Here is a 14,494-nt window from a genome sequence, read left to right on the forward strand (position 1 = left end):
ATGAAAACACTTCGACATAATCGCATCCTCCTCGGCTGGTTCATGACCGTGCTGGTGTTCGTCATGCAAGTCGCCACGCCTTTGCAATCTGCGACCATTTACTGGACGACGGATGGCAAGATCTCCGGTGAGTTTACTTCCGGAAACTGGAACACGACCACCCCCAACTGGCTGGCTACCGTGCCTACGGGCACGGCGGGAACTCAGATTGCCTGGAACAATGGGGCCGGAGACATCGCTGCTTTCCTGGGTTCCACCAACGTGACCATCACCGCTCCCATCTCTGTCGGTGGACTGCGCTTTGAAGCGGCTGGAACCAACATCACCTCTTCCTCTGCGGCGAACACGCTGACGTTCACCGGCGCCTCACCTTCCATCACCATCCAAGGTGATTCCAGCGTCTCCGACACTGAAGTTTCTCTCACGGCTCCGCTGGCCGGCAGCAATGGTCTGTCCATCCAGTTTACCGACACGGCGAGCTCTGCCGGCTCTAAGTTTGGTATTTTGCATCTGGGCACTCGCAACAACAACTTCGCCACTTCCCTGACCGGCGGCATCACCGTTGGCAACAAAGCCATGCTCCGGGTGGATGCGAACTCCACCGACCTCAACACCGGGAAGAACCCGCTGGGCACCAACCAAGTCACCCTGCAGACAGGTTCCAAGCTGGACATTCGCGGCTTCAACTCCACCTCAAACGGCCTCTCCGGCCGTCAGTTCACCACCACCGGCACGGGTGACAGCGGCCTCGTCAATTTCACCGGGGTCGCAGACAGCGTGCGCACCGACCTCACGCTGAACAATCTGAACACCATCCCGGCGGCCGGTGGCGCTCAGTGGGTGGGCAAGGTGGACATCTCCACAGCCGGAGCCTACACCTTCTTTGCCGCCGCTGATGACGGTGCCAAGATCTACATCGACGGGGTGCTGGTTTTGAACAACGACGGTGGCAAAGGCAACACGGACCTTTCCAGTGCGCCGATTTTTCTGGCTTCCGGCGCGCACGACATCCGCATCGACTACGTGAATGGCTCCGGCGGCGGCAACATCAATCTGGGCTACGCAGGCCCTGACACCAGCGAAGGCAGCGGGCAGATTCGCAAAGTCATTCCCAACACCCTCCTTCATCTGGCGGATGTCAACACGGTGAACGGTTCCAGCACCGCCCTGCAGTTTGGCAATGATGTCCGCCTCACGGGGAACGCCGAGATTTCCCTCTCCAACACCTCCGTCACATCGGCTGCGATGGGGCGGCTGCTGCTGGACACCGGCGTCACCCTTACTGTAGCAGCTTATGACCTCCTGGGGCAGACCGCCGTGGTGGGCAACGGGGGCGGTTTTGGCAAGACGCTGCGTTTCGGAGGGACCTCAGGGGCCCCCACCGTGTTTGGCACCTTGGGCTCAGGAACCGCCGGCACGGTCACGATTGCTTCGAATATAAACGTGGCCTTTGACGGCGTGGTTTCAGATGAAGGTCGGGCCATGACCATCCAAAAGACCGGCGCTGGCTGGCTCTACTTCAATCAAACCCAGAGCGCCAACACCCTGGGCGCCACCAGCAGCATTCAGATGATCGGCACGTCCGTGACCCAAAATGCCACCTACGTCGCCTCGAGTTATGCGACTGACGGCACCCTCAACGGCAAGGCCAGCACACTGACGACCACAAGCACTGCGGGTCTGGCCGTGGGCATGACGGTCAGCGGCACGGGCATTCCCAAGGGCACGGTCATCACCTCCATCGTCAACGGCACCCAGTTCAAGGTCTCAGGCGATGCTTCTGCGGTGTCCGCTGCCACAGCGCTGACTTTCTCCCAGACGCCCACGCTGGTGCTGACCGGCAGTACCGTCGCAGGCTCCTTTGATCCCATTGGCTCGGCGAAGGTCGTGCTCGCGGGCGGCAATTTGGTGCTGGATTCCAAAGGTGGAGCCGGTGCCGTGACCACGTTTGGCAATGCTGTCGACGTAACTTCAGACGCAGTCATTCAGGACGTGGCGAATGCGGTATCAGTGACTTTGGGCGGCGCGGTGACCATTGCCAGCGGCAAGACCCTGGTACTGGATGCGATTGCTGGCGGGCAGCCCGTCGCGGACGTGGGTGCGAATCTCATCGTCTCAGGCGGCATCACTGGAGATGCCACTACGTCTCTTGTCATCCGTTCCACCGTCAAGAACGCGGGCACGACGATCAGTGCCATCAATGCATTGGCTACGGGTGTGGTGCAGCAGACCGGCTTTGCCTCCCAGAGCGGCACGGTGAGCCTGTCTGGCAACAACTCAGGTTTCGCCGGACAGCTGGTGTTTGAACCGGGTGCGAACCTGCGTGTGCTGGGCGTGAGCGCCCTCAACAACAAGACCTTCACCATGGCGGGCGGCACCCTGCAGCTGCTGGATGATGGCGACGGCACCGGCGGCCTTCAGAATCTGGCCTTCAACCATAACATCACCGTCACAGGCACCGTCACGCTGACCACCGGGCCCGTCTCCACCGCCATTTCGCCTTTTTACACGCCTCCGGCCAACAAGCGGGCGCAGATTTCGTCACTGAACGTAGGCAACAACGCGGTGACGCTTGCCAACAACAATGGCTATGGTTTGCAGGTGACGGGTGTCACCACCCTGACGGGCGCACCGACGTTCACGGTCAACAACGCCACCACTTCGAACAATCTGGTCCAGGGCCTTGAACTCGCCGGTCAGGTGACCGGCGCGGGCAACAGCATTCTCAAAGCCGGTGGCGGCACGCTGCTTCTCAGCAATTCCGCCAACAACTTCGGCGGTACGGTCAGCTTCAATGCCTATGGGGCCAACGCCAGCACCGTCATGACCGTCGAGAGCGCGGCGAATTTGGTCACCGGCCAGCTGCTGACCGGCACCGGCGTCAGCACCTCCAATGGTGGCACGCGTATCAACTCCATTACTTCACAGAGTTTTGCCGCCAGCGTGGCCAGCGGCCAGGCCACGCTCACCCTGACACCGAGCATCGCCAGCACCTTCGCCGTCAACATGTTGGTGAGCGGCAACGGCATCCCCCCTGGAACCAAGGTTCTCAGCATCAATGACAATGTCACCAACACGACCTTGGGAAGCACGATCTCCAACCCCAACATTGTGAGCAATGTCCAGGGCGGCACTAGCAGCTTCCGCGTGGGCATGGCCGTGTCAGGCTCAGGCATTCCTGCCGGCACCTTTGTGGCTGAAATCATTGACGGCACCACCTTGCGCCTCAGCCAGAACATCACCTCTCCCAACCCCACCCTCGTCAGACATCAGGTGACCCTGTCCAATCCGGTGACCGTGGCGGACACCACCCTGGTGCTGACCCAGGTGAACCTGAGCCAGGCGCTCACAAGCGCACTCAATGGTTCAAGCTCAGTCTCTGGCAAATCGGTGATCAGTGTCTCGGCCGGCGTGCTGGCCTTCACGAGCAATGAGGCGTTGGGAAATGCCGCGAATGAAATTTTCGTCAACACCAACTCCGCCACGGCGGGCCTGCGCGCGGACGGCACCTTCCACTCCGCCGATCGCACCTTCATCATGAACCAGGGCAGCAACGCCATTGACGTCACGGCTGGCAACACCTTTTCGATTGACAAAACCTTCAGCTTTTCCAACAACAGCAACAATCTGCAGAAGAACGACGCAGGCACGCTGGTGCTGACAGCGCCGATGACGCAGGGGCTGACAGGACTCACCTCCTCCTGGAACGGCATTCTCACCATCGGTCAGGGAGTGGTCCGGGTCACGAACTCATCCGCTCTCGGCTCCACCGGCAGCTACTCTCTCGGCTCCAATTCTGGCTCCGCCTACACTCTGGTGGCCAATGTGGCTGCGGCACTGGAGATCACGGGGGGGATCACCGTTGCAGAGGCCTTGGTGTTCAATCCCGGCAACAACAACACCTCCAACGGCATCAACGGCGCCGGCGCTCTCCGCAACTCCGCCTTTAGCGGCAATGTTCAGGTCCTGAGCAGCTCGACTTCCAGCACCACGGTCACGTTGGTGGGGGCTCCACCCGCCATGCTCGTTGCCGGAGCCTCCTTCATGGGGTCCACCATCCTGTCCGTCAATGGCAGCACGATCACTCTGGCTTCAAATGCGAATGCCAACATCGCCAGCGCCACCAGCCAGGCCTACTCCCTCAGCGGCAACAACACTTACAGCGGTGCCATCACGTTTTCGGGTCCTTCCAATGCAGACGGCAACATGCGTGCCGCCACCATCGGAGTGGACGCAGGAACGACGCTTCATATCACGGGCGTCATGACAGGTCGGGTGGGCTCCACCGGAACCTCGGGACGCGGCTCTTGGTTCGGTCTGGTGGGCGCGGGGAATGGGTTCATCGACACCGCCATGACTTTTGATGGCGTCTTACAATCTCTTAACTCCTCTGGTACCGTAGTCATCAACACCTTCTCTCTGATGAAGGCCGGCACTGGCACTTGGACGATCACCGCCGCCAATGCCTTTCCAGGCCAGAGCGTCTATGTGAACCAGGGCACTCTGGTACTTAATGGGGCAGGTACCTTGGGAGTACCTGGGGGCAGCAGCGGTGTTGGCACGGTCATCGTGACGCCTCAGGGAACGCTCAACCTCGACAGCACTGGTACCAATGTTGACAACCGCCTCAGCGGCCGCGCGCTGACTCTGTATGGCGGTAACATCAATCTCCAAGGAAACGCTTCTGCCGCCACCACGGAGACCGTTGGGGCGTTCACGGTGAATGCCGGACAGACCGTCATCACCCTCACAGGCCTGCAGTCCAATTTCATCACGGGATCGGTCGCCCGCCCCACCAACAACAACAGCGGCATCACCGGCACCTTGCTGGTGCGCGGTCTCAGCACAGGGACCATGCAGTCCTCCAGCGGCGGCTTTGCCTTCACTGGCCAAACCGGCGGTGCCAACACCCTCAACAAGGGCATCATTCCCTGGGTGATCGTTGACCCGAGCTCCTCCGGCTCAGGCACTTCATTTGCCACCGCTGACTCTATCACCGGAGTGCTGCGTGCCTTGAATACTTCAACCGAAATGACTTCGACGCTGACCAACAATCTGGCCGGTGTCGCCACTCCGCTGAACGTGCTCCTGTCCACCAACCAGACGATCTCGGCAGGCCTTAGCACCACCACCTTGCTCAACAGCCTGACCGTGAACTCGCTGACCCTTCAGACGGGCGGCGCTGTCACCCTCAATGCCGGGCAGACCCTCACCTTGGACAGCGGCGGCGTGCTGGTGCTTGCAGGCGCCACCAGCGCCAGCATCGGCGGCAGCACCATCGGACGTCTGGGCACCACCAGCAACGCCCAGTTCGTCTACTACACCTTGAGCGATCTGTCGATCAATGCAGCCATGTTCAACGTCTCGGCCGGTCTGGTGAAAGCCGGCGCTTCGACCCTGACGCTCAATACTCAGCAGTTTTACACGGGCGGCACGGCCATCAATGAGGGCATCCTGAAGCTGGCAGGCGGGACCAACACGATCTTTTACAACAATGATTTTGTCCTTCAGGGCGGTTCGCTGGACCTCAACGGCAATGTGCAGGTGCTCAACCTTCTGCGCACCAACACCACGACTGCTCAAAACGCCAACTTGGTGCCAGACATCGGCGGTACGATCATCAACTCCTCTGCCAATCAGGCCACTCTGGGCCTGGTCAATACGGGTGGAAGCTTCTCAGGATCGATCACGGGCAATGTGGCCCTGGTGCGTTCCACCAGCGCAAACAGCTACACCGACTGGAACATCTACTCCGCCAACACCTACACGGGCGCCACGATCCTCAATGGCGGCCGCCTCCAGCTCCTCGGCACCGCCACCCTGAGCAACACCTCCTCCCTCACCATCAGCCAGTCCACCCTCCTGCTGAGCAACAACAACGGCACCAGCATTCTCGACGCGCTGGTTGACGATCGGATCAACAACGCGGCCCCGATCACCATGTCCGGCGGCATGATCCAGTATCGCGCGCGCTTTGGCACTGAAGGCACGGAGGCCTTTGGCTCCCTGACCTTGGCCCAGGGCGCCAGCGTGATCGACGTTGCGGCTCCCGGCACCGGCATTAACAGCTCCACGGCCACGTTCACCAGCCTCACCCAGCAGGCCGGATCCCACGGCACGCTTCGGTTCTTCAACGTGACCGGCAATTACGGCAACGGCACCGCCCGCGTGTTCTTCGACAACATCAACGGCGTCAGCACCGCGATTGTGGGCGCTGGCCTCACCAACAATTTGATCGGCGGCTGGGCCGTGGTGGAGCGCGAATTCGCCAGCTACAACCCTGGCACTGGTGTGGGAGCCTTGAATTCAGCAGGCTACGCAGGCTATTCCACCCGCGACATCAACTCAGGCATCGCCACGGACAACATCCGCATGGCCTATGCAGCAGTCACTTCCACCGGAACCGTTGGCTCCAACCAGCTCACCGTCGCCAGCACCGCCGGTTTGAAAGTCGGCGATGCCGTCCTGGGCAGCGGCATCCCCGTGGGTGCCGTGGTGGCCTCCATCATTGATGGCAACAAATTCACCATCGACCAAAATCTGGGCACCGCCAATCCCACCCTGACTATGCCGCAGACGGTCACCCTCACGGGCAACCGCACCATCAACAGCCTCGCCATGGTGGTGTCTGGCAACAGCACTCTCGATCTCGGCGGCTTCACCCTGAACCTTGCCAGCGGTGGTTTGATCGCCTCCCAGGGCTTCGATTTGATCAACACCACGGTCAACGTGGTGACCAGCTCCACAACGAGCAACACCGTCCTGCTGGCCACCATTCCCAACACCCTGACCATTGGCTCTGTGATTCTGGGCAGCACCGTGACGGACATCAGCGGCCTGACAGTCACCCTCGCCGGCAACGCCAATGCCAACATTGCAGCCCCGACTGCTGTCAACTTCATCAGTTCCCTGAACATGCCGATCGTCATCTCCAACGGCAACCTCACTGCGGGCAGTGGCGCGGCAGATCTTTACCTCCATGCGCTGGGCTATGTGAATGGCAACGGCAACGTGTATGGCCACAACGTCATCGTCGGTGCCAACATCATCAACAACAACGGCGGAGCCGGGGCGGTGACCCTGGTCATCGACGGCACCGAAGGTCGCGGCACCACGGGCACGGGTGGCCTCAGCGGCTTCCGCTCCAATCAGGTCGTGCTCACGGGCAACAACACCTACACCGGCGGAACCTTCGTCAACGCAGGCTTCGTCGTGGCAAAATCCACTACGGGGCGTGCCTTTGGCACGGGCGATGTGACCATCACCGGCGGTGGCACCACCAATGGTGGCACCTTCCAGGAACGCACGTCCACCGTGGTCTTTGGGGCCTCCAACCAGATCAACAGCACGGCCACTCTGAACATGAATGGCGGATCCTCGCTTGAACTCAACGGCTTCAATCAGACCCTTGGAGCCCTGAATTTCAACAACACCGGCGGCACCACCCCGTCCCTGCTCGTCGGCATCGGCACGCTCACCCTCAGCGGTGGCATCACCGCCACCTCCTCCAATCTTGGCAGCACCTCCACCATCACCACGGGGATCATGGACGCCATCCTTACGAACGGCAGCAATGTGATCACCTTGGGCAGCACGGCAGGTCTCACGGTTGGCTCCGCGGTGACAGGCAGCGGCATTACCGCAGGCACCATCATCACCGCCATCAACAGCCCGACATCGATCACGATTTCCACGAATGCAGCCATCGGCACGGTGACCGGAGACAGCTTGCTGACCTTCGCAGGCTTTGGTTCCATGGTCCTCACCAGCGGGGCGCACACCTTCAACATCAGCGCGGTGAATGCCAACGGTCAGAATCTGGCGCCACTGCAGCCCTCCCTGAGCATCAACGGCATCGTGGCGGGAACCGGCAGCATCATCAAGACCGGAGACGGCGTCCTGCAGCTGACTGGCCCCAGCACCTTCTCCGGCGGCATCAGCCTCCAGAACGGCGGCCTTCTCTTCAGTTCCGGCAGCGTCTTCAATGCCGGTACCACGGGCGGAGTGAGCGCCGGCCCGATGGGCACAGGCACCCTGACCATGTCTGGCAGCAACAATCTCACGCTCCTGTCCAGCACCAACCTCACCATTGGCAATGCAGTCACCTTTGATGCGGCTTTCTCAGGACAGTTCAGGTTCGACAGCACCGTGTCCACCGGTTCCAACCTCACACTGAGCGGTCTGGTGACTCTTCCCGGCTCGGTGAATATCAACGTCATCAATCCCGGAATGACCGCCGCCCTCGGCCAGATCACCCGCGTGGGATCCGTCGGGAACATCGTGATCAACAAGACCGGCCTCGGCACCCTTTCCCTGGGCGCCGTGACCGCAGGCAACACCATCACCTTGAACATGAACGGCGGTAATCTTTCCCTGCTCAATGATGGAGACGGCACCGGCTCCCGGCAGGTGATCGACAGCGGCATCACAGTCAACTCCACCCAGGCCTTGAACCTGACCGTCGGCCGTCTGGGGACCGTCTACGCCCCGCTCTTCACCTCGCCATCCAACAAGCTGATTCAAATTGCCGGCTCCACTGGCACGACCTTCACCATCGGCGCTTTGAATGTGACCAACAACAACGGTTACGGCTTGCAGATCACCAGCGACGTCACACTTGGCTCCAATCAGGTCATCAATGTGAGCGCCGCGTCGGACTCCAGCTGGACTCAGGGGCTGACTCTCTCAGGCGTCGTCTCAGGCGGTGCCATCACCAAGCTTGGTGCGGGCACACTGGTCCTCAGCAATGCCTCCAACAGCTTCACCGGCAATGTGGACATTCAGGGGGGCGTTGTTTCGGTCAATTCGAATGCAGCACTGGGCAACGTGGCCAACGGGGTGATTCTCAATGTGAACGCCGCCACCGCCGTCGGGTTGCGTGCGACCGGGACCTTCGCCACCAGCCGCACTATCACCTTGAATCAGGCCAGCAACGCCATCGAAGTGACGGCCGGTAACACCCTGACCCTGAACACCGCCTTCGGCCTGACCTCCGTTTCCAATGCGCTGCGGAAAAATGACAACGGCACGCTGGAACTCAACAACACCAACAGCACTTGGAACGGCGTGCTGACCATCGGCTCGGGAGCCGTGAAAGTTTCCAATGCCGCTGCTCTCGGCACGGTCACGGGCAACACTGTGGTGACAGGCAACGGTGCCGCACTGCAGTTGAACGGGGTCAACATCGGCAACGAGGCCCTGTCTCTGAACGGTTCGGGCATCAACAACGGCGGTGCCCTTCAGGCGCTCGCCAACGGCACCACCAGTGTTGTCACGGGTACAGTCACGCTTGCAGGGGCCTCAACCATCGGCGCAGATGCAGGTGCGACGCTCTCACTGACCGGCTCGGTCACCGGTGCGCAGAACCTGCTCCTTGCCGGTGCCGGCGCCATCAACGTGAGCGGCGCTGGATTTGGCGCACTCAATGCCATCACCAAGATGGGCTCGGGTACCACAACCCTTAGCGCTAACAGCGCCTCCTTCGTCAATGGTCTGGTCATCAACGAAGGAACCTTCAAAATCACCGGCTCAGGAGTCACCATGGGTGGCACGGGGACCATCACCATTCAGGGGCCTTCGGGACTGCTGTGGGTGGATGACACCCAGGGCGCCGCCACCGCCCACTTCGCAGGTGCGCGTGCGCTCACACTGAACGGCGGGACGATCAGGTTCGACGGCGGCTCTGGCACGTCTGCGCAGACCCTCGGCCTGCTGACTACCAATCGTAGTGCGACCAACACGATCATCATGAATCAAGGTGCCGGCACCAACACGCTCACCTTCTCCAACTGGGTTACCAATCCTGATTCGAGCACGAACTTCGTCGGCACCAATCTCGGCACCGCAGGTAATAAAATCATCTTCACCGCAGGGCCGTTGCAGAGCAATAATACTTCTGCCTTGGTCAACGGCCTGATCATGCGCACCCTTGTCAATGGCACGGATTTCGCCGGCTATGTTGCAGGCACGGGCGTCGGAGCCTTCGGCACGGCGGGATATACGGCCTACACCGCCGGCAACAACCTCGACACCGCAGCAGCGACCGCGACCATGCAAATCACGGGAGCTGTGACCTTTCTGGGCACCACCAGCCGGACCGTCAATGCCATCAAGATCAACGGTTCTGGCATTGATGTGACCAACTCCGTCGCCACTCAGGGGGCGACACTGACGCTGACAGCGGGTTCCATCCTCAACGTCGGTGGCAACAACACCATCAGTGTCCCGAGATTGAATCTGGGCATTCAGGGCTACGCCGCCATCGCTGCTGGAACCAGCCTGACCATCAACAGCGTCATCACTGGCACGGGCGGCTTTGTCAAAGACCTGCCCGGCACCCTGATTCTGAATGCTCCCACCAATCTTGCCGGCGTGGCCAACCTCAGCGGCTATCTCCTGACGGGCAACTTTGCCATCAACGCCGGCACAGTGAAACTCAACGGCGGCAACAACACGCTCACCCCCAATCAGTTCCTCATCGTCGCCCCTGGAGCCACGCTGGACCTGAATGGCACTTCGCAGTTTGCCTTGGGAACACGTGGTGATGGCGCCGGCTTGCAGGGCAATACCGGAACCTTCACGAACTCGGCGGCGGGAGCTGCGGCACTGATCTTGGGCCTGGATAACAGCTTCTTCAATTTTGGCGGCGTGATCAAGCAGGAAGTCGGCGCGGGTGCCATGAGCTTCCTAAAGAGCAGCAACCAGCAGTACAACTTCCTCAATGCGAACACCTACAGTGGTGCCACGGTTTTTGCAGGCGGCCTCAATCTGTTCGCAGATGGCGGCACACTCTCCAACACCTCCTCCATCGCCGTCAACTACGCCACTTTCCGCCTGGACGACAATGTCAACTTTGCCCAGGCCAACCGCGTGAACCTCAGCGCGGACATCACGCTCAAAGGCGGGTCGTTGGTCTATGTTGGACGCACCCAGACCGATACGTCACAATCGGTTGGCAATGTGATCCTCTCCGAGGGGCTCAACATGGTTCAGGCTGCCAATGGCGGCACAGGCATCAACTCAGCCACGCTCAATCTCCTCTCGCTCTCACGCACGGCGGGATCGACGGCCACGATACGCTTCCCTGACAACGGCATCGGAGCCATCGGCAACAACGGCCGCATCCTCATCACCACCCTGAACGGCGTCGCCACCAGCACCAACAGCGGCGGCGCCAACATCAACAGCGGCGGCCTTACCAATGGTCTCATCGGACCTTGGGCCGTCGTGGACCGTGAATTCGCCAGCTACATCCCTGATCTGGGCGTGGGCCGCCTCAGCCAGACCGGTTTTGTGGGTTACTCCGTCAATACCCTGACTGGCACCCCCATCGCCACCGACAACATTCGCGCCACCGCCAGCGTGGGACCGCTGCTGGTGGACACCACGGTCAACACCTTCAGCATGCTCAATCCCTCCGTGGCCGCCACCACGGTGAATCTTGGCGGCAAGACACTCACCCTTCAGGGGGGAGGCCTCCTGCTGGCTCTGGCCAATGACAACGTGAACATCGCCATCAACAACGGCTTCATCACCGGCGGCCTGGCCAACACCGCGAGCGACCTCTACGTCCATGTGCTGCCTTACGGTGGCACCAACCGCACCTTCACCATGAATGCGGCCATCAAGGACAACGGCACCGGGCCCCTCCGCCTGATCATGTCCGGCAGTGATGGTGCCGCCAACCTCACCCTCAACGGCAACAACACCTACACCGGCGGAACAGTCGTCAATGGCGGCGTGCTGCTGGTGGGCAGTTCCGGCACACTCGGCACTGGCGGCATCACCATCAGTGGCGGCGCCGTATCAGGAAGCGGCATCCTCGTTCAGCAACTCGGCGGCATCATTGATTCCAGCAACGCAGTCACCATCAACGGCAGCGGCATTCTCGTGCTGGCAGGGGCCCAGACCTTGCAGGGGCTGACCTTCAATGGCTCGGGTGGCGGCAATCTGGCTCCCACCGTCAGTTCGGGTGAAGGCCTTCTCACCATTGGTGCGGGTGGCATCACCTCGAATCCGTTCAATCCAGCGGCTTCCCCTCTGGTCGTGGGGCGCATCGACCTCGGCAGCACGCTCAACAACATCACCGTCAACACCTTCGACTTCGGCACCTTCACCAATTTCGCTCCAACAACCCCCGGCCTCATTCTTGGCGGTGTGGTGGGATCTCTGGGCGGCTTCAACAAGCTGGGCAATGGTGTGCTGCAGATCAATCAGTCCACCTTCGTCGGCGCTCTCAATGTCGTTGCCGGCAACATTCAATCCGGCGCTATCAACAGCGGTTCACGTTTCTCCACCCTCACGCTGAATGCGGGGACCTCGCTCAATCTCAACGGCCAGACCACCATCTGGGGCGCGCTGGCTGGCAGTGGCTCGGTGTTCAACAGCGTCGCCAACAACGCCTTGCTCACGGTTGGTTTCAACAACAGCGACACCACCTATTCCGGACAGCTCAACCGTTTCAATGACGGCACGCCTAACGCCATCTCTTTGACCAAGATCGGCACCGGCACGATGACCATCACCGGCGTCCAAAACGCCATCAGCGGCTCCACTGGCATTCTCACGGTGGGCCAGGGCGGAGTGACCTACTCAGGTGCGGGCACCGCCATCCTGCCAAGCCAGACCGTGCTCACTGGCGGTACCCTGACGCTTGACAACAGCGCCGGGAACCTCAACAACCGCCTCGCCACACCGCTCACCGCTACGCCGACGACCGTTCTCAACATCGGCGGTGGCAGCTTCAACATCATTGGCAACGCCGGCGCGAACACCCTTGAAACCGTCAGCCAGCTCACCATCAGCAGCGGCAGCGGCAACATCACCCTCTCTGCCAATGCGGCGACTTCCACGACCTTCACCGTGACCACGCTCAATGGCGTGCAGACCGGCGGCACTCTCCAGTTGCACGGAAATTTCAGCGCTGTCGGCACCGCAACTGCCGCAGGCTTTGCCAATATTTTCGTGACGAACTTCAACGTCATTGGCAGCCAGGGCACGGGAGCCAATGGGACCACCACCAAGTCCATCCGTTCAGACATCATCGCTGGTCAGGACGCGGGCCAGGTCACGGTGACCGCCAGTGCCACCGATTCAAAAGTGGTCACTGTGGCGAGTGTTCCTTCCTACCTGACGGTGGGCGCTTCGCTGCTGGGGCAGAAGGTGGTCAGCATCAATGGTCTGACCATCACGCTCTCAGACAATGCCGACCAGGCCATCAGTTCCAGCACGGTTGTCACTTACAATGGCGTGCCATCATTCGTGACCAGGGATACCGTCACGGGCTACCTGCGCCCCCTGACCGACGCTGAAATGAGCAAAACGCTGTCCAACAGCCTCACCACCAACTTCCAGCTCAGCTCCAATGCGCTCATCACCTTCAGCCAGAACAGCAACAGCCTGACCCTGCTGGCAGGCGGTGGTGTCTCCAACGGCAACGTGGCCGCTCTTGGCATGTTCAACACCAGTGCCGGCCTGCTTTATGAACTCGTCAACACCGGCGGTGTTCTTGCCTTCAGCGGCAATGCAGGCATCAACGCCCCGTTCTTTGCCTCCAACAACAACGCTGCGTTCTACTTCCACACCGTCGGTGCAGACACCGTGCTCAATGTGAACGGCAGCCTTTTCAACACCTCGGGCGGTCTGACGAAATCAGGTGACGGCACGGTCAGCCTTAATAGACGCGGCTACTACAGCGGCACCACCACCGTCAATGCGGGCACGCTGATTCTCAACGGCGGCAACAACACCATCTGGGCTCCGCAAACGATCACCCCGCTGGGCGCTCCCACCACCACCATCGCAAGCTTCCAGGCCTTGACCGTCAATGGTGGCACCCTGGAGCTCAATGGCTACAATCAGGCGGTCGCCTTCCTGAACAGCAACAACAGTGTGGGCGGCACGGGCGTCGTGACCAACTCCTCCAGCACGCTCGCCACGCTGACAACCACCGGCAACACCACCACCTTTAATGGCAGCCTCACGGGAAATCTGGCCTTCACCACTCATTCCGCCATGACCCTGACCAATGTCAACTCCTACACGGGAGCCACCATGGTCCGGGCCAACACCCTCACGCTGCGTGACAGCGGCACGCTCTCCGGAACCTCCTCCATCGGGGTGAATTTCGCCACGCTGAACTGGGACGACAGCGGTCTCAGCTCCCTGGACAATCTCAACCCTGTTCGCATCAACGCCGGAACAACGCTGTCCCTGCAGGGTGGGGCGCTCACCATCACCGGCGGTGGTTCACTCGACACCAATGTGGTGCTGAACGATCTGGTCATTCAACGCGGCGGCAGCACCATCACCATCACTCCTGCGGCCAATGCAGGCAGCGCGGTCAGCTTGAGCATCGGATCACTCACCCGCACCGACAGTGACCGGAGCATGGTCAATTTTATCGCCGGCAACGGCGTGGGCATGGGCGGCACGGGCAACAACAACAACGCCTCCGTGCAGATCTCCTTGATCAATGGCGTCGGCGTTTCCGCCA

Annotated in this window: 1 protein-coding gene (running past one end of the window); it reads left to right on the forward strand. The window is 60.8% G+C overall.

Going from position 1 to position 14,494, the window contains the following annotated elements; all coding sequences use genetic code 11:
* Positions 1-14,494, forward strand: partial view of an autotransporter-associated beta strand repeat-containing protein gene (locus WAW39_RS25585; protein ID WP_422321994.1) — the beginning only. The gene runs 16,856 nt beyond the window's last position; 14,494 of the gene's 31,350 nt are visible here — the first part of the coding sequence; its start codon is at positions 1-3; the stop codon falls past the right edge of the window.

Origin of the sequence: Prosthecobacter sp. (genome assembly GCF_049294395.1) — a bacterium.
Taxonomy (GTDB): Bacteria; Verrucomicrobiota; Verrucomicrobiia; order Verrucomicrobiales; family Verrucomicrobiaceae; genus Prosthecobacter.